The sequence below is a fragment of the Curtobacterium sp. MCBD17_040 genome (genome assembly GCF_003234805.2).
In the GTDB taxonomy this organism is placed as follows: domain Bacteria; phylum Actinomycetota; class Actinomycetes; order Actinomycetales; family Microbacteriaceae; genus Curtobacterium.
In genome coordinates, this window is record NZ_CP126273.1 from 2,688,618 (window position 1) to 2,708,586 (window position 19,969).

21 protein-coding genes and 1 pseudogene are annotated in these 19,969 nt (G+C 69.8%); 6 read left to right on the plus strand and 16 right to left on the minus strand.

The genetic code is table 11. From position 1 onward, the window contains the following. Window positions 1-2 precede the first annotated feature (2 nt). A complete protein-coding gene (locus tag DEI94_RS12540; protein WP_349815156.1) occupies window positions 3-1,892 on the minus strand; it encodes a glycoside hydrolase family 2 protein in 1,890 nt (629 codons plus the stop codon). Window positions 1,893-1,940: 48 nt separating this feature from the next. Between DEI94_RS12540 and DEI94_RS12545 the strand changes: the two genes are divergently transcribed. Beyond that, window positions 1,941-2,957 carry a LacI family DNA-binding transcriptional regulator gene (locus tag DEI94_RS12545; RefSeq protein WP_111026401.1) on the plus strand — a complete coding sequence of 339 codons (1,017 nt, stop codon included), beginning with the start codon at window positions 1,941-1,943 and terminating at the stop codon, window positions 2,955-2,957. Window positions 2,958-3,181: 224 nt separating this feature from the next. Here the strand turns inward: DEI94_RS12545 and DEI94_RS12550 are convergent, their stop codons facing one another. The 6 genes from DEI94_RS12550 to DEI94_RS12575 form a co-directional block, all read right to left on the minus strand. After that, on the minus strand, window positions 3,182-3,424 hold the full coding sequence (locus tag DEI94_RS12550; protein WP_146249448.1) for a hypothetical protein: 243 nt from the start codon (window positions 3,422-3,424) through the stop codon (window positions 3,182-3,184). 249 nt (window positions 3,425-3,673) lie between these two features. Next, window positions 3,674-4,186 (minus strand): nucleoside triphosphate pyrophosphohydrolase family protein, encoded by a 513-nt coding sequence (locus tag DEI94_RS12555; RefSeq protein WP_220038787.1) that lies wholly within the window; start codon window positions 4,184-4,186, stop codon window positions 3,674-3,676. A gap of 296 nt (window positions 4,187-4,482) precedes the next feature. Next, on the minus strand, window positions 4,483-5,304 hold the full coding sequence (locus DEI94_RS12560) for a phosphotransferase (RefSeq protein ID WP_349815157.1): 822 nt from the start codon (window positions 5,302-5,304) through the stop codon (window positions 4,483-4,485). Window positions 5,305-5,375: 71 nt separating this feature from the next. Continuing rightward, window positions 5,376-5,711 (minus strand): hypothetical protein, encoded by a 336-nt coding sequence (locus DEI94_RS12565; RefSeq protein ID WP_111026399.1) that lies wholly within the window; start codon window positions 5,709-5,711, stop codon window positions 5,376-5,378. An 83-nt stretch (window positions 5,712-5,794) separates the two neighbouring features. Next, window positions 5,795-6,067: a plasmid mobilization protein gene (locus DEI94_RS12570; protein WP_111026398.1), complete on the minus strand. Its 273-nt coding sequence runs from the start codon at window positions 6,065-6,067 to the stop codon at window positions 5,795-5,797. A gap of 569 nt (window positions 6,068-6,636) precedes the next feature. Then, complete coding sequence (locus tag DEI94_RS12575) at window positions 6,637-7,512, minus strand: LysR family transcriptional regulator (RefSeq protein ID WP_111026396.1); 876 nt, start codon at window positions 7,510-7,512, stop codon at window positions 6,637-6,639. Between the two features lie 108 nt (window positions 7,513-7,620). Here DEI94_RS12575 and DEI94_RS12580 point away from each other — a divergent pair, with 108 nt between their 5' ends. Further along, complete coding sequence (locus DEI94_RS12580; RefSeq protein WP_111026428.1) at window positions 7,621-8,340, plus strand: SDR family oxidoreductase; 720 nt, start codon at window positions 7,621-7,623, stop codon at window positions 8,338-8,340. A gap of 183 nt (window positions 8,341-8,523) precedes the next feature. Next, a complete protein-coding gene (locus DEI94_RS12585; protein ID WP_111026395.1) occupies window positions 8,524-9,399 on the plus strand; it encodes an aldo/keto reductase in 876 nt (291 codons plus the stop codon). A gap of 111 nt (window positions 9,400-9,510) precedes the next feature. Here DEI94_RS12585 and DEI94_RS12590 read toward each other — a convergent pair whose 3' ends face one another. Next, on the minus strand, window positions 9,511-9,822 hold the full coding sequence (locus tag DEI94_RS12590) for a nucleoside triphosphate pyrophosphohydrolase family protein (RefSeq protein WP_111026394.1): 312 nt from the start codon (window positions 9,820-9,822) through the stop codon (window positions 9,511-9,513). 155 nt (window positions 9,823-9,977) lie between these two features. Further along, complete coding sequence (locus tag DEI94_RS12595; RefSeq protein ID WP_146249447.1) at window positions 9,978-10,280, minus strand: hypothetical protein; 303 nt, start codon at window positions 10,278-10,280, stop codon at window positions 9,978-9,980. Between DEI94_RS12595 and DEI94_RS12600 the strand changes: the two genes are divergently transcribed. Then, window positions 10,279-10,464, plus strand: a complete 186-nt coding sequence (locus DEI94_RS12600; protein ID WP_146249446.1) for a hypothetical protein — start codon at window positions 10,279-10,281, stop codon at window positions 10,462-10,464. The two genes, DEI94_RS12595 and DEI94_RS12600, sit on opposite strands and share 2 nt — an antisense overlap. Here the strand turns inward: DEI94_RS12600 and DEI94_RS19830 are convergent. Both DEI94_RS19830 and DEI94_RS12605 read right to left on the minus strand, forming a co-directional pair. Beyond that, window positions 10,438-10,632: pseudogene (locus DEI94_RS19830) on the minus strand (hypothetical protein); the annotation flags it as partial. The gene DEI94_RS12600 and the pseudogene DEI94_RS19830 overlap by 27 nt on opposite strands. Window positions 10,633-10,733: 101 nt before the next feature. Then, window positions 10,734-11,609, minus strand: a complete 876-nt coding sequence (locus DEI94_RS12605; RefSeq protein WP_111026392.1) for an oxidoreductase — start codon at window positions 11,607-11,609, stop codon at window positions 10,734-10,736. Between the two features lie 118 nt (window positions 11,610-11,727). Here DEI94_RS12605 and DEI94_RS12610 point away from each other — a divergent pair, with 118 nt between their 5' ends. Next, on the plus strand, window positions 11,728-12,141 hold the full coding sequence (locus DEI94_RS12610; RefSeq protein WP_309147138.1) for a winged helix-turn-helix transcriptional regulator: 414 nt from the start codon (window positions 11,728-11,730) through the stop codon (window positions 12,139-12,141). Between the two features lie 343 nt (window positions 12,142-12,484). Here the strand turns inward: DEI94_RS12610 and DEI94_RS12615 are convergent, their stop codons facing one another. From DEI94_RS12615 to DEI94_RS12630, 4 genes are all read right to left on the minus strand, one after another. Continuing rightward, window positions 12,485-14,923: a glycoside hydrolase family 31 protein gene (locus DEI94_RS12615; RefSeq protein ID WP_111026391.1), complete on the minus strand. Its 2,439-nt coding sequence runs from the start codon at window positions 14,921-14,923 to the stop codon at window positions 12,485-12,487. Between the two features lie 104 nt (window positions 14,924-15,027). Beyond that, window positions 15,028-15,900: a carbohydrate ABC transporter permease gene (locus DEI94_RS12620; protein WP_111026427.1), complete on the minus strand. Its 873-nt coding sequence runs from the start codon at window positions 15,898-15,900 to the stop codon at window positions 15,028-15,030. A gap of 26 nt (window positions 15,901-15,926) precedes the next feature. After that, window positions 15,927-16,862, minus strand: coding sequence for a carbohydrate ABC transporter permease (locus tag DEI94_RS12625; protein WP_375334773.1), 936 nt, complete (start codon window positions 16,860-16,862; stop codon window positions 15,927-15,929). A 37-nt stretch (window positions 16,863-16,899) separates the two neighbouring features. Next, entirely contained in the window at window positions 16,900-18,177 is a 1,278-nt protein-coding gene (locus tag DEI94_RS12630) for an ABC transporter substrate-binding protein (protein WP_284183710.1), read from the minus strand. Between the two features lie 130 nt (window positions 18,178-18,307). On the opposite strand from DEI94_RS12630, the gene DEI94_RS12635 reads away from it, so the two are divergent. After that, window positions 18,308-19,153, plus strand: a complete 846-nt coding sequence (locus DEI94_RS12635) for a formate/nitrite transporter family protein (RefSeq protein ID WP_111026389.1) — start codon at window positions 18,308-18,310, stop codon at window positions 19,151-19,153. Between the two features lie 24 nt (window positions 19,154-19,177). Here DEI94_RS12635 and DEI94_RS12640 read toward each other — a convergent pair whose 3' ends face one another. Further along, a complete protein-coding gene (locus DEI94_RS12640; protein WP_181441765.1) occupies window positions 19,178-19,888 on the minus strand; it encodes an SDR family NAD(P)-dependent oxidoreductase in 711 nt (236 codons plus the stop codon). Window positions 19,889-19,969 lie beyond the last annotated feature (81 nt).

Here is a 19,969-nt window from a genome sequence, read left to right on the forward strand (position 1 = left end):
GCTCAGCCGCGCCCGGTGACCGCGCGGCGGATCCGCTCGATCGGCACCTTCGGCTCGCGCTCCGCGGTGAGCAGCCCGTTCGTCTCCTGCAGCGTGTCCGTCAGCTGCGTGTAGCACGAGCCCGCCAGGAACGTGCTCGCTCGGATGGCGTCGTACAGCGCCGTGATCCGGTGGAGGTAGTCGTCGCCGTCGGTCGCGGCCGTGTAGCCCCACCCGTCCTCGCGCCGTGCGCCCGGCTGGTACTGCACGCCCCCGAACTCGGTGAGCATGACGGGCTGGCCCTGGTCCTCCACGCCGTCGACGAGGATCCGCCGGGTGGCGGGTCCCATGCCGGAAAGCACCGCGGTCCGGGCGGCCGCGTCGGCGTAGGTGCGGGCGAGGACGGCACCGTCACCCTCGTAGTCGTGCACGGTCAGGATGTCCGACGCGGTGTGCTCCCAGCCGTCGTTCGAGATGACCGGCCGTGACGGGTCGAGCGCCCGGGTCACGTCGGCGAGGGCGCGCGAGTACGCCTGCTGGGCGCGGTCCTGCGGCACGTGTTGGATGCCCCAGCTCTCGTTGAGCGGCACCCACGTCACGATGCACGGGTGCGACACATCCCGTTCCACGGCGTCCATCCACTCGCGCATGAGCCGCTGCACCGCCGTCGGGGTGAAGGCGTAGGCACCCGGGGCCTCGCCCCAGACCAGGAGGCCGAGGCGGTCCGCCCAGAACAGGAACCGCGGGTCCTCGATCTTCTGGTGGATCCGCGTCGCCGTGAACCCGAGCTCCTTGATGAGCTCGACCTCACGACGCAAGGCCTCCGGCGAGGGCGCCGTGAGGTTCGAGTCCGGCCAGTACCCCTGGTTGAGCACGCTCCGGACGTCGTAGGGCCGGTCGTTGAGCAGGAACGCACCCCGGTCGACCGCGACGGTCCGGAGCCCGAGGTACGAGGACACCGCGTCGAGCACCGCATCGGCGGGGTCGAGCAGGGTGACCGTCGCGTCGACGAGCCTGGGGTGTTCCGGGCTCCAGCGGATCTCGTCCTCGGCCTGCCCGTTCACCTGCCGGGCGATCGGCAGGACGAGGTCGACCGTGTCGGTGGCGGTGGGCACCGTGACCTCGGTCGTCCCGAGGTCCTCGCCACGGTCCTCCCAGCGGAGTGCCACGCGCACCCGTGCGCCCGCCCGTGCCGCGCCGCGCAGGCGGACGCCGAGCGCGACGGCGGTCGGACCCGCGGGCACCCACCGCAGCGCCTCGACCGACACGGGCGGGACGGCCTCGAGCCATACGGTCTGCCAGATCCCGGTGGTGCGCCGGTACCAGATGGCGTGCGGCTCTTCGTGCCAGTCCTGCTTGCCGCGGGGCTGCGTGACGTCGTGGGGGTCGTCCTCGGCGCGGACGACCAGGGTGTGGGTCCGGCCGTCGTCCACGGACGCGGTGACGTCGATCGTGAACGGCGTGTGCCCGCCCTCGTGCGTCCCGACGAGTGCGCCGTCGATCCAGACGCTCGCGCGGTGGTCCACCGCGCCGAAGTGCAGCAGCACCCGCGACGCATCGGCCGAACGCCCGGCACGCTCGAGATCCTCCGCGGAGATGCTCCGCGCGTACCAGACCACCGGGTGGAACCCCGGCTCGTCCACACCCGACGCGACCGACTCCGGCGGGAACGGCACGGTGATCACACCGGCGTCCGGGAGGCCCGCGGTCCAGCCCGCGATCAAGCCTGCGTCGGCGTCGTCGTGGCGGAACGACCAGGTGCCGTCGAGGGAGGCCCATCGCCCGCGGATGAGCTGCGGTCGCGGATGGGTGCCGTCCTGCCGGCTCGCGACCGGGAGGGTCGGCGCGGCGACCGGAGGAGCGGCCGGGGACGAGGAAGCGGGCGTCGTCAGGACAGCGTCATCGATGTGCACGAGTCGAATTTATACCGCTTCAAACGCGCGTGGCGATAGCCTTCCCCCATGGATCGCGTCACCCTGCAGGACGTGGCGGACCGGGCCGGCATCTCGATCGGGACGGTCTCGAACGTCGTGCGCGGGTACCAGCACGTCAGTCCGCGGATGCGCGCGCGGGTGCAGGCGGCCATCGACGAACTCGGCTACCGACCGAACGGACTCGCCCGGAGCCTGGCCACCGGACGATCCCGGATGCTCGGTCTCGCGTTCCCCGACCTCCGCCGCCCCTACTTCGCCGAACTCGCCCACGTGTTCGCCCGCGTCGCCGAGTCGCACGGCTACCGGCTGCTGCTCATCGAGACGGGTGGCACGGCCGAGGGCGAGCGCGCGGTCCTCGCCGACCGCGAGGCCGGCACGATCGACGCCCTCGTCATGCACCCCCAGATGCTCAGCGCCGGCGAACTCGACGCGATGCGGCGCGGCATGCCGGTCGTGTTCCTCGGCGAGGACCCGCAGCCCGCCACCTCGGACCAGGTCGCCATCGACAACGTCGCCGCCGCCGAGGACGCCGTCGCGCACCTGCTCGGCCTCGGCCGACGCCGCATCGCGTTCCTCGGGCACGAGGTCGGCGAGGCCTCCCGGACCTCGACCCTCCGACTCGAGGGGTACCGGCGCGCACTGGCCGGGGCGGGCCTCCCGGACGACCCGACGCTCCTGGTCCCCCGCGACGTCGGCGACGCGCGGGGCGCCGAGGAGGCCCTCGACGCGGCGCTCGACGCCGGCCTGCGGATGGACGCCCTGCTGTGCCGCGACGACCTCGCCGCGATCGGTGGCCTCCGGTCGCTCCGCCGACACGGGATCGCCGTCCCCGACGACGTCGCCGTCATCGGGTGGGACGCCATCGAGCTCGGCGCGAGCACCGATCCGAGCCTGACGTCGGTCGCGCCCGACACGCACGGGCTCGCGGAGCGCGCGCTCGACCTCGTGCTCCGGGAACTCGACGGCGCGCACCAGGGCGGGGCACACCACACGGTGGGGCACCGCATCCTCGTGCGCGAGAGCGCGCCGGCGACGCCGCGCTGACCCGCGCGATCACCCTCCGACGACCGCACGGGCCCATCGGCACGACGCCGCTGGGACTGTCCGAACACGACGTCGCTGCAATCGTGACCGCCACGTGACCGCGGGCTCAGCCTGCCGCGCCCGTTCGATGAAGTCCCGACCATCGTGACACCGACCAGTCCACTCTCACGGCATCGGGCGGTTGTCTCCGTCTGGGCATCTGTGGTTGGTTCGCAGTTGTGGAATCACAGGACCTCGTCGGGGACGACAACTTCGTGATCGCGGGTCGGCGCGCCGAGCGCCTTGCCCAGCACGGAGCCACCGTCGTCGGCATTTCGCAGCAGGCGGGCGCGGCAGGTCTGTGCAGCCTGTGGCTTCTCGTCACCGTCACGTCCGCGTCCCGTTCGACGACGCTGGTCTGGTTTCTTCTCACCGTCGCGGGAGCCGGCGTCGCTTTCACCAGCTGGATCCGGGCGCGACAGCTCCACACCCTGCTGCCCTACACGATCGAGGCACCGGAGCGCCCGTTCCAGGTTCTCGACAAGGCACAACGTCGAACCATCGGACGGCAGATTCGCGGGAAAGAAACAGTCACCCCAGTGACTGCGAGGCTCGTTCGCGCCACCCACCTGTCGCAACGGCGCTCGACACGCGCTGCACTGCCGCCACTGATCGGCATGGGTCTGGGTGTCGCTGGCTTCGCGGGGTCGTTGATCCGCACGGTCGGTGGATGGGGGTCAGCACTGCTCGTTCTCGAACTCGCTACAGCCGTGGCAGTCACGATTGCGGGTCTCGTGGAGGCAAACAGGCGCAACCGAGTTCTCGCCGCGACAGAGCACCTCGAAACGCTTTGAAGCGGGAGCCGGTCGCTCGCTCTCGGAGTGCTCCCGATTCCGTCCCCCGCCCGCGACCGCCGTCGGTCTCTGGTGAACGATCGGCGACTGAGACGGCTTCCAGACGAGCCACTTCCGAGCGACCTCCTCGGCCAAGTCGACGTCGAAGCGGCGCGCGATCAACAGCACCTGCGCGAGCACGTCCGCCAGCTCTGATCGGAAGTCGCCCTCGAGCTCGACGTCGGAGCGTCCCTTGTCGCGTGCCTGCCCGGCACGGGCGAGGTACGCCTGCGTCAGCTCCCCGACCTCTTCGTTGAGCTTCAACACGAACCAGTCATCGGACCGATCGATGCCGTGGCGCTCCGCGTAGAAGGCGGAGACCTGCTCGACCTCGTCACTCAACTCGTCGATCTGCACGACAGCAGTGTCCCATCGTCGACGAGGAGCCGAAGTGGATGACTGATGCGCCCCCATCCATGTCCTGGAGCCCATCGCAGACCGACTCCTCATCGTCCGACCCGGTCTGATCGTCGGACCAGGCGACCCGAGTGACCGGTTCGGCAACTGGGCGGGGCTGTCCGGCCACTCGCCGAACCACTCGACGAGCCCTGGCCGACGAGCAACGACGCGGCGTGCACCGGCCGCGGTCGGCCGGGCCCACCCAGGAGGAGGAGAACGCGGTCCTCGCGCAGCTGCAGTGAGCGGGACCGGCGTCAGGCGTCACCGGTGAGGGTCGCCGTCCATGCGCTCAGGTGCGCGGCGATGTATTCGCTCGCGGCCCACCAATGGGCGCCGTGACCGTTGTCGAACATCGACGCCCACGGTTCCCGGCCGCTCGCGTTCGCGTCGCGGAGCAGCGCCCACATCGCCGTGGCACGGTGAACCATGGTCATCGGCAGTGCTGCCCGGATGTCGTCGGTCGCGCCGTACCCGTCGACGAACCAGCGGAGCCGTTCCGCGGCCGACGCGACGGGCTGCGCCGCGTCCAACCCGGCGAAGGCCTGCGCGGAGTACGCGAGGTCCCAGAGCCGGGTGCTCGGACCAGCTCCATCCCAGTCGATGAACACCCACCGGTCGCCAAGCACGAGGTTCCACGGCGCGAGGTCGTTGTGGCAGACGAGGTCGGCGCTCGTCGGCGGCGGGATCAGAACATCCCAGGCCGCCGTGTCCGAAGTGAAGCCGACGCTCGCGTCGTGGATGGACCGCACCATCCGTCCGACCCGCACCAGAGCTTCCGCGTCGAGCGGACGTACGTGCATCGCGAGGTCGCCCGGCACATGCTCAAGCACCTGCCGCCCGCGGTCATCGCGCCCCCGCCACGCAGGGACGTCGATGCCCTGAGCGCGGAGATGCGCCAAGAACTCCGCGACCGACGGAGTGGACTCGGACCAGGGCTTCCTGACAGTGTCACCCACACGCACCACCGCTTCGGATGCGTTACCGCCCGCCAGCGGAATCTCGGCGTCTTCCATCCGTGTGATGCTGCCAGCTCGGCACGCCATCGCGGTACCAAGCGGCACGAGGACCCGGACCAAAGTACTTCAGTGCCATTGCATCAGGGCAGAAGTACTTCCGTGCCATTGCATCAGGGCAGAGCGGGAGGAGGTCAATGCGAAGGGTCGCGCGCATTCTGGGCAAGCGCGTTGAGGACCGCCCGTCCGTTCTCGAGGAGCGCTCCCCGCGCGAATGTGCTGCCGCGAAGCGCGGTGCTTGCGATGCTGCCCCCGTTGGTGACTTCCGCGGTGACCTCGCTGCTCCCGTCCGGTCCGGCGGAGAACCTGAACCGGGTCGTCTCCGACCCGAGAGCGAAATTGCTGCGACGGCCGACGAGAGCGCCGTCCGGCCGCACTTCGATGAGGGTTGCGCCGGCGACCGACCTGACCGCTGCGCGGAGGAGCTCCGGAAGCGCGTCCACCGGTGCCGCAACGACGACCTTCGCCATGCTGTACCTCCTGCCCGATGCAGCGTAGCGCCGCCCGATCACTTGTGCGTCAGTGCGCAGGGTCGGGGCGTTCTCGTTCGACCTCAGAGGTTGTTGATCATCTCGCGAAGCAGCGCAGAAGTGCTGAGATGCTGAGCATCCGCCTTCGCTTTCAAGATGCTCCGCTCTCGGCTGTTCACGCGAACGGTAATGCGGGTGACGTCGTCACCGAGCGTCTTTGGGCGTCCGGGTCGCGCCGGGCTCCCGGCATGCGACGGACCGAACTGCGCGTTGGGAAATCCCGCATCGGCTTCGTCGGCCCAGCGGTCGAGATCCGCGTCCGTGAACGTGGTGCCCTTTGTCTTGTACGTCTTCATCGCCTTCTCCTTTCGAGCCCGACCTCTTGCTTAACCTTCGTCGTCGCGTCCATGCTGTGGAAGATCAGCCAGTCCTCGGGATCGTCTGGCTTCACGACCCGCTCGTGCAGGGTACGACGCCACTTGGCAGGGGATCGGCTATCGATACACCTTTGCTCGGCTCGCGGCGGCCGAGCTCCACGAGTTCGTCATCGAGTCGCGCGAGGACGGACGCGCGTGCCTCGTGGGGCCAGAGGCCACGAAGCCACTGCGCCGCCTGCAAGAGGTCACTCCGGCCGTGGTCCTGCTGCACCACCCGAGCGTGCAGGTGCTCCGCCGCGAGTTCGAACTTGCCCGGGTCGGGAGGAACGTCCGACGCGATCGAGAGTTCGATGGAGCGGCCACCGAGGCCCAGGGACGGGTGCAGTACCGGAGGTGGGACCGAGGCCTGAGCTGCATGCTGGAGGGCGCGACGACCCTGGTACCGCCGATATACGTGCGCCGCGAGCCAGGACATGGACCACTCTCCCCCGTCGTTCCTGCATCCGATCGCCGATCCTCGAGCGACCGTTGTTCCCACGAGGCGGCGATCAGAGCGGCGCAACGTCTGCCCGAGCGGCGTCGACGAACGCGGCGATGCGCGCTGAGGCGCGGCTGGCCTCCCAGGCGATGTGCACTGCGGTGGGAGCCAGGTCGGTGACGGCCACGAACCGCACGTCGAGTCGGCGGTAGAACCGGGCCGTGGACAACGGCAGGATCGCGACTCCAGCGCCGCCGGCGACGAGCTCCAGCTTCTCCTCGACCGTCCGCGACCGGCGCTTCGCGGAGCCGTCCCCGGCCCGCCGGGATGGAGCCGACCCGGACCATTCGGGAACAGCCGCCGGGTCCTGCAGCAACTCCTCGGAGCCGAGGTCACCCATCGTCACCTGATCCGTGCCCGCCAGCGGATGGTCGGACGGGAGCATGACGACCCGCGGTTCGTCGTGGAGGAACACGGTGCGGACCTCCGCGCCGTCGAAGGGTTCCCGGAGGTAGCTGACATCGGCACGCCCGTCGTGGAGCACCGCGACCTGGTCCTCCCACCCGGTCCGCATCACACGGACATCCACCTCGGGCGCCCCGCGTCGAAACGTTCGTACCGCGCCGGTGACGGTCAGACCGGGCATGAACCCCACGGTGAAGACGTCCTCGCCGCGTGCCGCGATCGCGACGCGGCGGCGTACCGCGGCAGCGGATGCGAGGAGCGGCTGAACCTCAGCGCGAAGCAGACGTCCGTTGTCGGTGAGTTCGGTTCCGCGGGTGTCCCGGACGAAGAGCTGCGTGCCGAGCTCCTGCTCGAGCGCACGGATCTGCCGCGACAGCACCGGCTGCGCGATGCGGAGTTGCTCCGCGGCGCGGCCGAAGCTCAACGTGTCCGCGACGGCAACGAAGTACCGCAGCTTGCGGAGGTCGAGATCAGCATTCACGCGCTCATCATGGCTGATACCCGTTGGGTCTCAACAGCGGCGGAAGAGGTCTTGGACACCGGGCAGGCGAAGCGCACACACTCGATCCGTCCGATCGAAAGGAACACCGTGTCCCTCACCAATCAGCGCGTCGTCATCATCGGGGGTACCTCCGGAATCGGCCTCGCAACGGCGCACGCAGCCATCGACGCCGGCGCAGAGGTCATCGTCGCCTCACGCCGCCAGGCCAGCATCGACGCCGCCCTCGGCGAGCTCACCGCGTCCACCACGGGCAGGGCGCTCAACGTCCTCGACACCGAGCACGTCGCCTCGTTCTTCCAAGAGATCGGCGACTTCGACCACCTCGTGTACACCGCCGGTGAACCCCTGTCGCTGATGGCCGTCGACGGCCTCGACCTCGACCGCGCGCGCGGGTTCTTCCAGGTGCGCTACTTCGGTGCGCTCAACACGGTCAGCCAAGCCGCGAGACGCATCCGTCCCGGCGGTTCGATCACCCTCACCTCTGGGTCGGCTCGCACCCGGCCGGGTGCCGGCTGGGCGGTCGCATCGAGCCTGTGCGGAGCGACGACCAGCCTCGCGGGTGCTCTCGCCGTCGAACTGGCACCGACCCGGGTGAACGTCGTCGAACCAGGCATCATCCGCAGCCCCCTGTGGGCGGGGATGACCGCTGAGGACCAGCAAGCCATGTTCGACCAGCAGGCCGAGATGCTCCCCGTCGGCCGCGTCGGAGAGGTCAGCGATGCCGCCCAGGCATTCCTCTACGCGATGACGCAGCCCTTCATCACGGGGACCTCGATCCCGGTCGACGGAGGCGCGCTCCTCGTCTGAGCGCAGCCCACGCCCGCTCGGCTGCCTCGGGCCGGGTCCTCCGTGGCACGACGCCGTCCACGAGCCGACGTCCCACACAGCGCCGTGACCCCCACTCCGGCACGGCGCGGAATCGTCCACCGGTGGATCGAGAGGCCTTCTCTCGGTTCGGCACACTGGCTGATCACGCCGGAAGGAAATGCCATGACCGCACCCACCCCGACCATCACCATCGGCGGAGACCTCACCGTCGGCAGGATCGGCTTCGGCGCGATGCAGCTCACCGGCAGGCAGGTCTGGGGCGAATACCCCGACCGCGACGGAGGCGTCGCTCTCCTCCGCGCGGTGGTCGACGCCGGTGTCACGTTCATCGACACCGCCGACGTGTACGGCCCGCACTCGAACGAGATCCTCATCAGAGAGGCCCTGCACCCCTACCCCGAGAACCTCGTCATCGCGACCAAGGGCGGGTTCGTGCGGGGTGGCTTCGACTACTCAACCCTCGGCGCGGTCGGGAACCCGAACTACCTCCGCCAGTCAGCGCACATGAGCGCACGGCGGCTGGGACTCGACACGATGGACCTGTACTACCTGCACAGCGGCCAGGCGACGGACGTGCCGTTCGAGGAGCAGGTTGCGACGCTCGCGGCGATGAAGGACGAGGGTCTGATCCGCCACATCGGGCTGTCGAACGTCACCCTCGAACAGCTCCAGGCCGCGCAACAGATCACCTCGATCGCCGCCGCGACGGCCCTGTACAACACCTCCAACCGCACCGGCGTCAGCCTCCTCCACGCCACTCGGGAAGACGGTGCGGTGTTCTCACCCTGGCACCCGATGGGGTTCGTCGAGGGGGGCGACCCCGAGCGGATCATGGCTGCGATCGAGCCGATCGCTCAGCACCACGGCGCAAGCCGACAGCAGATCGCCCTCGCCTGGCACCTGCATCGTGCACCGAACACGCTGCCCATCCCTGGAACCACCAGCCTCGAGCACCTCCGCGCGAATCTCGCCGCGGCAGCGATCTCGCTCACTCCCGACGAGGTGGCCACGATCACCGACCTCGTGCCCGAGAGCTGAGGGCCGAACGCTGGCCTGCGCAGCGGTCGACGAACCACGAGGAACAGCCGACTTCACACAGCCACCCGAGCGCTCTGCAACAGCGCCCCGGGCATCTCGACAGCCGATCGGCTACTGGGACGGCTTCCAGACGAGCCACTTCCGGGCGACCTCGTCGGACAAGTCGACGTGGAAGCGGCGCGCGATCAGGAGCACCTGCGCGAACACGTCCGCCAGCTCTGATCGAAAGTCGCCTTCGAGCTCGACAGCGGAGCGTCCCTTGTCGCGTGCCTGCCCAGCACGGGCGAGGTACGCCTGCGTGAGCTCCCCGACTTCTTCGTTGAGCTTCAACAAGAACCAGTCATCGGATCGATCGATGCCGTGTCGCTCCGCGTAGAAGGCGGAGACCTGCTCGACCTCGTCGCTCAACTCGTCGATCTGCACGACAGCAGTGTCCCATCGATGACGAGGAGCCGCAGTGGATGGTTGGGACTGCTGCAGGTTCAGTTGAGTCAACCGAACCTGCAGCAGTCCCCGTCCGGTAGCCGATCCGCTCCCGGGCGGACTTCAGTCCTCATGCGGGGAATATTGAGCGACCTTTACGGGCGGTCGTGAGTAGCGATGACTGCGCCTGAGCAGGTTCGGTCGAACTCGTCTCGGGCAGGTTCAGTGAACTCGTCGTGCCAGTAGGGCGCCGAGACGCCGGCGTAGAAGAGGACCTGCGCGAGTGAACCGGTGTCTGCCTGAACGCGGCCGGCCGTGCGGAGTCCGAGGGCGCGCGCCGCCGCGTTCCCGAACGGTGTGTCGACGCGTCCTGTGAGGGCCCGCCAACGGATGAGTGCCTTCGCGGTTCCCTCGCGCGCGCCAGCGGCGCGCTGTCCTGACATCCCGTCGTCCCTCATGCCAGAACTCGACGTCCGAAACAGCGCGTCCAGCGGTCAGAACGACTTCCGTCCCCTCTTCAGTGACCATGTCGACGCCTGCGCGGGCCCCACACCAGACGTGTGCGTCATTGCCGAGTTCGAGTTGCACCCGGCTCGCCAACACGAACGCATCGACGCGGTGGGCGTCGCGAACCGCCGGTGACGGCCAATCGACGTACGCGTCGGCCAGGGAGTCGACGACGTCGTTCCACGCTCTGAGGTCGTTGCGCAGAGGTGCACTCAGCCCGAGCTCCCCGGCGTCAGCTAGCCCGATCAGCTCACGCGACCCTCGATACCAGAGCGGAGAGTCCTCGACCGTGTACTCGGCCAATCACGAGAACGATCACTCCCACCACTCCGCCAGGGCATGACGAGACCAACCCGGCAGACGATCGATTGCCGGGCTCGCGGCACGCGGCCTCGGCAGGCGCATCACCCCGCGATCTGGTCCAGTTCTCGCACGTCGTCCACCGACAGCGCAACCGCTGCACCGGCGATGTTCTCGCGCAGATGCCCGACGGAGGACGTGCCGGGGATGAGGAGCACGTTCGGGGAGCGCTGCAGCAGCCAGGCGAGTGCGACGGACATCGGCGTCGCTCCGAGCCTCGCGGCGACCCGCGCGAGTGCCTCCGACTGCAGCGGCGCGAAGCCCCCGAGCGGGAAGAACGGGATGTACGCGATGCCCTCGCCTGCCAGCCGGTCGATGAGGGCGTCGTCCTGCCGGTTCGCCAGGTTGTAGCCGTTCTGCACGGACACGATCGGCGCGATTGCCTGCGCCTCGGCGACCTGGTCGGCGGTCGCGTTGCTCATCCCGAGGTGCCGGATCACCCCCTGCTGCTGCAGGTCGACGAGGGTCTCGAAGGCCTCGGTAATCCGCTCAGGCACAGGCCCCTGCGCGTCGCCCGCGCGAAGGTGCACGAGGTCAAGCACATCCACCCCGAGGGTCTCGAGGTTGTCGTCGATCTGCGCCCGGATCTCGTCCGGTTTCCGTGCCGCGGGCCAGCCGCCCTGCGCGTCCCGTCGTCCGCCGGCCTTCGTCGCGATGAACACGTCCGACGGGTAGGGGTGCAAAGCCTCACGGATCAGGTCGTTCACAACGCGCGGGCCGTACGTCTCCGAGGTGTCGATGTGTGTGATGCCACTGCCGACTGCCTCGCGGAGGACCGCGATCGCGCCGTCGTGGTCCTTCGGCGGGCCGACGACCCAAGAACCGGCGAGTTGCATCGCGCCGTAGCCGAAGCGGCTGACGACGTGGCCGCCGAGCGTCCAGGTGCCGCCGGGGAGTCCTGTGGTGGTGCTGTTCGTCATGAGGTGCCTTTCTCGGTCTTGTGGATCTGTGGTGCGTGATCCACTCTGGGCAAGGCGCTTCCCGTTGGGAAGTAGTAACCGAGAAGTGCGTAGGTACCCGGAGGGCAGCATGGCGACGATGACCGCAGCGGAGAAGAAGGCGACGGCGAAGGCGGAGTACAACGCGTTCCTCGCGGCCTGCCCCAGCCAACAGCTCCTCGGCAGAGTTTCCGGCAAGTGGGTGACCCTGGTGCTGTCCGCCCTCGGGAGCGGACCCGACTGCGACGGTGACCCCCGCCCGATGCGCTACTCCGAGCTCGGACGGGTGCTCGCCGGGGTGAGCCCGAAGATGCTGTCGCAGACGCTCCGCGCCCTCGAACGGGACGGCCTCGTCACCCGCACCGCTATCGCGACCGTCCCCGTGTCGGTGACCTACGAGCTCACCGCACTCGGGCTATCGCTGCACGAGACCGTCCGCCAACTCAAGCGCTGGTCAGAGTCACACCGCGACGACGTCGCGGCACACCAGGCACGCTTCGACGCGATCGGGTAAGGAGCGGGCCACGCACCGCGGAGTCGGAGTCGTTCGAGTGGCCCGACAGCCGGTCGTCCAGCGAACTTCCCGCTGGGCCGCCCGCCGGCCCGGAATCCCCGCGCCGACCGGGGCGCAGGCGGTCTCACATAGGGACTCCCCGACCTCTCGCGGTGAAGTCACGTCTGACGAACACATCGCGGCGGACGAAGCAGTCGGCCGACCCGAGGCGGGCGTGGCCGATCGGGACTGCAAAAGGACGCGTTCATCCTCAATTGCACGCACATGGAGTGGCAGTCAGACGCGAAAGCTGGCGCTGGGTGCCACCCGCGAGCCAGCCGGCCTCCGGAACAACGGAGCTCGCTCAGGACACGTCGCCCGGCGGCACCTCCCCGACCACCGCCCCGAGCAACTCGGTGAGCGCCGCCCGGACCGCCTGCGGCAGCGCCACGGCGTCGAGCTCCGCGAGCCGGTCCACGACGGGTCGGTCAGCGGCGACGATCTCCCACGCCTCGAGCTTCTCGGGGTTGCCCATCTGCGCGTCGGCGAGCACGGTGCGGGCCGCGGCGCGTCGGTCGGGGCCGACCCGGACCTCCCCCGCGATGCGGACGACGGCACCGACGTCGGACGGGACGGTCGCGGTCACGCTCCAGCGCCCGTCCACCCCGGTGACGGCGACCTCGGCGCCGTCGACGGTCACCGGTCCGTCCGGCAGGGCGGCGAGGACGGTGAGCGTCCACGTCCGGACGGGCGGGACCAGGTCGCCCCGGCCCTCCGCGGGCCCGATGCGGAACGTGCGGGTCGGGAGGTCCCAGGTGAGCTCGGTCCGGACGGCCGGACCGGCGGCGGCAGCGCCCGCGTCGTCGTCCTCGGCGTCCTCCGCCAGCACGAACGTCCCGGAGGCCGCCGGCGCGACGAGCACCTCGAGCTCGCTCGGGTTCCGGGTCGCGTCGAGGTCGGGACCCGCGTCGAGCGGCAGGATCCCGCCGGCCCGCAGGAGCACGGGGATCGACGCGGTCGGCCGGTGGAACGCTAGGCTCCGGTCGCCGCGGTAGACCGTCCCGGTGAACACGTCGGTCCAGGTCCCGGCGGGCAGCCAGGCACGGACGCTCCCGAGCAGCGAGGCCGGGTCGCGCGGCTCGGTGATCGGCGCGACGACCAGCTCGGACCCGAACGCGTACTCGTTCGGGACGCGGTAGGCCTCGCTCCGGCGCGGCTCGAGGTGGTACATCGGCCGGACGAGCGGGGTGCCGGCCGCCGCCGCGTGGTTCATCGTGTGCAGGTAGGGCACCATCCGGTGACGGAACCGGAGGGCGTCGTCCATGGCGGCGCGGTGCTCCGGCGGGAACGACCACGGCTCCTTGCGGATGAACGGGTTGTTGGCGGAGTGCAGCCGCATGATCGGCGAGAACACCCCGAACTGCACCCAGCGCGTCGCCAGCTCGTCGTCGCGCACGCCGCGGGTGTGGCCACCGATGTCGTGACTCCACCACGCGTAGCCGATGTTGGCGGCGGTCGCCGTGAACTCGGGCTGGAACGCCAGCGACGCCCACGACACGACCGCGTCGCCCGAGAACCCGACGGCGTACCGGTGGCTGCCGGGCCCCGCGTACCGCGAGAACGTCATCCCCGGGCCGCCGTTCCGGGCGGCGTCGAGGTGGTGGAAGTGGTTGAGCACCCAGAGCGGGTCGACCCCCGGCAGGTCGGAGGTGCGCCCCTGCTGCCAGTCGATCCACCAGAAGTCGACGCCCTGGTCCTCGAGTGGGTCGTGCAGGTCGCGGAAGTACGACTCGAGGAACGCGCGGTCCGTCGGCGCGAAGGGCAGCGGGCGCTCCGTCTCCGGGTCGACCCCGAGCGCCCGCGCCATCGTCGGGTAGGCGTCCTCGAACGCCCGCACGCCGTCGGCGGGGTGCAGGTTGAGGGTCGTCCGCATGCCGCGCTCGTGCAGGGCGGTGAGGAACCCCTCCGGGTCGGGGAACAACGAGCGCTCCCACGAGTAGCCGGTCCACCCGTTCCCGAACCGCGGTGGCACCGAGTCGACGCGGTGCCAGTCCATGTCGATCACGGCGACGGAGAACGGGACGCCCTCGTCGTCGAACCGGTCCATGAGCGCCAGGTAGCTGTCGGCCGTGTACGGGTGGTACCGGCTCCACCAGTTGCCGAGTGCCCATCGCGGGAGGCGCGTGGGCGGTCCCGAGACCGCGTACAGCGCCGAGACGGCGGCCGGGTAGTCGCGGCCGTACGCGAACACGTAGAGGTCCTCGCGGTCGGCGCCGCGCACGCCGACCCAGCCGTCGTCCTCGAACAGGAACGAGGTGGCGTCGTCGACCACCGCGATGCCGTCGGGGGCGACGACGCCCGGTTCGAGGTCCGTCCGGCCGTCGACGTCGTCGAGCGTCCGCGCCGTCCCGCCGAGGTCCCGCGTCGGCTCGCCGTACCGCCACCGGCCGGTGTCCGCGCCGATCATCTCGACGAGCAGCCCGCTCGCCGAGAACGGGCCGCCGTCGTACCGCAGCCGTGCCCGGGCCGTGGTCACGAGGACGCCCCGGCCGGACCGCTCGACGTCGAACGGCACGGCCGGCAGGTCGCGTCGGATCGCGAACGTGGAGGCCCGGTCCTCGAACCCGCCGTCGGCCGACCGTTCGACGCGGAACAGCCCGTCGGCGAGCACCGTGATGCGCCAGCCGTCGCCGTGGACCTGCTGGTCGTCGCGCGCCCGCGGCGCGGCGCCGGGCAGCGGCCGGATGACGGGCAGCGCGGTCGGAGTGGCGTCGGGCGTGGGCTGCGTGACGGAGTCGGACATGGTCCTCCAGGTCGGTGGGGTGGTCGGACGCGACGGTACCCGTGTGCGGTGGGGTGGGCCTCCCGGGCGGAACCCGCCGGTCGGTGCTCGACGGCGCGCGTCGGTCAGTGCTTGACGGCGCCCTGCGTCACGCCGCTGATCACCCAGCGCTGGGCGAACAGGTACACGACGATCGTCGGCGCCATGGCCATGAGGTACGACGCGAACGCGATGTTGTAGTTCGTGCCGAACTGGCTCTGGAAGATGTTCTGCACGACCGGCAGGGTCTGCAGGCTCGGGTCCGCGGTGATGAGCGACGGCATCATGAAGTCGTTCCACGACGCCAGGAACGCGAAGATGCCGACCGTGGCGTTCATCGGACCGAGCAGCGGCAGCACGATGCGCCAGAAGATCTGCCACGTCGTCGCGCCGTCGATGCGGGCGCTCTCCTCGAGCTCGATCGGCAGCGAGCGGAGGTACGCCGAGTAGAGCAGCACGCTGAACGACAGTTGGAACATCGCGTGCAGGATGCCGACGCCGACGGGGTTGTCGAGACCGGTCAGTGCCGTGAGCTGGATCTGCGGCAGGGCGACCACCGGGAACGGCAGGAACAGCGCGGCGAGCAGGTAGTACAGCGACCAGCGGTAGATCCGCTTGTCCCAGTTGCGGGCGATCGCGAACGCGGCGAGCGAGCTGAGGAACAGCGTCAGGACGACCGTGATCGCGGCGACGCCGAGCGACAGGCCGAACGACACCGGGAAGTGCGTGAGCCGCCACGCCTGCACGAAGCTCGCGGGGTTGAACGGCGCCGGGAACGAGAACGCGTTCCCGTCCACCGACTGCGCACTCGTCTTGAACGCCATCGACAGCGTGACCCACAGCGGGGCGAGCACCGTCAGCGACGCCAGGATGAGCAGGACGGTCAGCGGCCAGTTCGTGCGGCCGAGCCGACGACGCCGACGCGTGGTGGTGGGGCGGCCGGCGCTGGAGCCGGCCACTTGGTCGTGGTGGAGGTCGACAGAGGTCACAGTCGGATGGTCCTTCCGCGGGTGACGAGGAGCTGGGCGACGGAGATCACGACGGTGACGATGAAGAACACCGTGGCGTTGGCCATCTGGTACGCGTAGTCGCCGCCCGTGAACCCGCCGAAGATCGTCATGGCGACGCTGCTGGTCGCGGTGCCGGGGCCACCGTTCGTCAGACCGACGATGACGTCGTAGGCGCCGAGGTAGCCCTTCACGCCGAGCACCGTGTTGATGACGATGAACCCGGCGATGAGCGGCAGCGTGATGGAGCGGAACTGCTTCCAGGAGCTGGCGCCGTCGAGCGCGCTCGCCTCGTACAGGTCGTCCGAGATCGCCGTGAGACCGGCGGTGTACACGAGCAGGGCTCCGGGGATCGTCTGCCAGGCGGACACGATCACGATGGCGAGCCACGCGAGGTCCGGGTTGCCGAGGATGCTCTGCTCGAGCGGGTGGAACCCGACCGCGGTGGCGAGGGCCGGCAGCGAGTTCGAGAACAGGTAGTTGAACACGTACGCGACGACGATCCCGGAGATCACCATCGGGATGACGAACACGCTCCGCAGCGGCGCCGCGAACCGGATCCGCCGCGACAGCGCCACGGCCAGCGCCAGGGCGATCACCTGCGCGACGACGACGGTGACCGCCGCGAACCCGAGCGTGAAGCCGTACGAGGCGATGATGTTCGGATCCGTGAACAGCGTCGTGTAGTTCCGCAGCCCCAGGAAGGACCACCGGCCGTACCCGACGTAGTTCGTGAAGCTGTAGAAGATGCCGATCACGGCGGGCACCACGACGAACGCGGTGAACAGCGCGAGCGCCGGGAACAGGAACAAGGCGTAGATCGGGTCGACGCGCCGCCGCCGAGCGGGCCGGGTCGTCGGTCTCGGCGGCAGTTCATCCGCGGTTCGGTCCGACAGGGGTGCTTGCAGGGTCACGATCGCTCCTCGTCGAGGTCGGACATCGTCATGGGGGTCATACGAGTGCGTCCCGTCCGGCGAGGCGCCGCCAGTCCGCGTCGAGCTGGCGGAGCATGCCGTCGAAGTTCCCGCTCCGCGTGGCGGACTGCAGGTAGTTGCCGAGCGGGATCGAGTTCGGCATGAACGTCCCCGCGCCCTGGTAGAACGCGGCCCGGTCGACGAACGGCTGGAGGCCCGCCACCCGCTCGTCCTGCTGCGCGGGCGCGCCCTTCCGTGTCGAGTACGCCAGGTTGTCCTGGTTGTAGGCGTCGATGACCGACGGACGCATGAGGAACTCGACGAGTTCGCGAGCTTCCTCGCGGTGTGCCGTCGCGGTCGGGATGTAGAGGCCGAGGTCGATGTTCACCCGGGCCTTGCGGTCCGCCGGGTCCTCGGACACGGGCAGCGGGAACGTCCCGACCGACAGGCGCTTGTCGACGAGCGCGATCTGCCCGAGGGCCCACGGCCCCTGCAGGTACATCCCCACCTGGCCCTTGCCGAACGCCAGGTTGCCGTCGGCGTACGAGCGGACGGCATGGTCGGGGTTGAAGTACGTCGAGATCGTCTTGGCGCGTTCCATCGGGACCGCCAGGGTCTTCTCGAACGAGACCTCGGAGTCGGGTCCGACGTCCGTGCCGAGTTCCTTCATCCGCCGGAAGAACCGTCCCGTGTCGACGAGGCTGCCGACCGCGTAGTCGAACAGGCCCTGCCACAGGGTCCACGTGTCCTTGTCCGTCGCGTAGATCGGGGTGATCCCGGCTTTCTTGAGCTCCTTGCAGACGTCGACGAACTGCGACCACGTCTCGGGCACCGGCAGGTGGTGGTCGGCGAAGATCTTCTTGTTGTAGATGACGCCGGCCGCGGCGAGGGAGTACGGGAGCACGCTCGTCCGCCCCGGGTACGTCGCGTACTGGTCCGTGAGGGAGCGGATGTCCGTGCGGACGGTCCGGGCCGAGGGCAGGTCGGACATGTCGCTGAGCACGCCGCGCTTGATGTACCGGGCGAGCTCGAGGTTGTCGTTGAAACAGCCGACGTCCGCCGGGGCACCGCGCACGAACTGCGGGGCGATCACGTTGGTGGAGTCGTGCACCACCGAGATGCCCGGCCGCTCCCGCTCGAACTGGCGGAGCAGCGTGTCGAAGTAGGCGATGACCTCTTGCTTCTGTTCGTAGAACCGGAGGTGCGTGGTGCCGCCGCCGGCACCGGGCGCGGCACAGCCGGCGAGACCGAGCGCAGCGAGTGCGGTGGAGCCGACGAGGAAGGACCGGCGGCTCACTGAGACAGGACGGGACACGCGACATCTCCCTTGATTGCGGCGTGCGCGCCAATTTATAGCGCTCAAAATCGGGTGTCAAGCGGGCTGCCCGGCGGTGGCCGCCGGGGTCCGTCCCGTCCGACCAGGGAGGCCGCATACCCTCCGGAGCATGACTGACGATCGACGCCGCGAACTCGGCTCCACCGACGCGCCCGTCGAGGACGAACTCCTCGAGTCCTTCGAGGCGACGATCGAGGAGGGTGCGGAACGGTTGCAGCGGACCGTGCGAGCGGTGCTCATCTCGGGGTTCTTCGGTGGTCTCGAGGTCGGCCTCGGCGTGATGGCCTACCTCGCCGTCCTGACCGAGACCGGCAGCCACCTGCTCGCGGGCCTCGCGTTCGGCATCGGGTTCATCGCCCTGCACCTCGCGCACAGCGAGCTGTTCACCGAGAACTTCCTCATGCCCGTCGCGGCCGTCGTCGCGCGCGAGGGGAGCCTGCTGCAACTCCTCAAGCTGTGGAGCGGCACCCTCGTCGCGAACCTCGTCGGCGGGTGGGTGTTCATGTGGCTCGTCGTCCAGGCGTTCCCCCAGTGGCACCCCACGCTCAGCGAGGCCGCGCACCACTACATCGACGCCCCGTTCGACCTGCAGAGCGTCGTGCTGGCCGTGCTCGGCGGCAGCACCATCACCCTGATGACCCGGATGCAGCAGGGCACGGACTCCGATCCGGCCAAGCTCGTCGCCGCCGTGGCCGGCGGGTTCCTGCTCGCGGGCCTCCAGCTGTTCCACTCGATCCTCGACTCGCTGCTGGTGTTCGGCGCGATCCAGAGCGGTGTCGACATCACGTACGGACAGTGGCTGGGGTGGTTCGGGTACACGCTCCTGTTCAACGTGCTCGGCGGCCTGGTGCTCGTGACGGCGCTCCGCCTGCTCCGGACCAAGGAGCTCATGGAGGGCCGGCGAGAGACCTCGCACGACCACCCGGACCGCGCGGCGCACCAGCAGGAGGACTGACGGGCCCGGTGGTCGGGGGCGGGATCAGACCCCGAAGCCCTCGCCGCCGGTCACGGGCACGACCGCCCCGTTGAGGTACGTGCTCTGCGCCACCCACCGGATGACGTCCGCGACCTCGTCGGGACGCCCCACCCGCCCCAGCGGGATCCGCTCGAGGAGGGCCCGACGGTGCTCGTCCGTCATCGGGGCGAGCATGTCGGTCTCGGTCGGACCCGGTGCGACGGCGTTGATCCGGATGCCGCGGGGGCCGTACTCCCACATGACCGACCGCATGAAGCCCTCGAGTGCGGCCTTCGACGCCGTGTAGTGGCTGCTGCCCGGGATGCCGACGCGCGCGCTCTCGGACGACACGAGCACGATCGAGCCCGACCGCTGCCGGTTCATCGCCTTCGCCACGTGCTTCGTCGCGAGCATCGCCCCGACCAGGTTCACCTCGAGCACCTCGCGGATCGACGCCGCGGTCATCCGCACCAGGAGCTCCTGCGGTGCGACGGCGGCGTTCACCACCGCGACGTCGAGCCGTCCGTGCTCCACCGCCGTGCGCACCGCGTCCGCCACGGATCCCTCGTCGCGCATGTCCGCCTGGACGCCCACGACACCGGACGGGACGCCCGAACCACGGTGCGTGCCGACGACGCGATGGCCGGCCTCGTGGAACGCCGTGGCCGTCGCGGCGCCGATGCCCCGCGATGCCCCGAACACGATCACGGACAGCGGTTCGACGTCGGTCTGCACGGGTCGATTATCTGCTACGGTCCTGTTCGTGCGGGGCGGATGCCTCGTGAGCATGGCCGCTGGACAGCGGCTCAGGCTGGA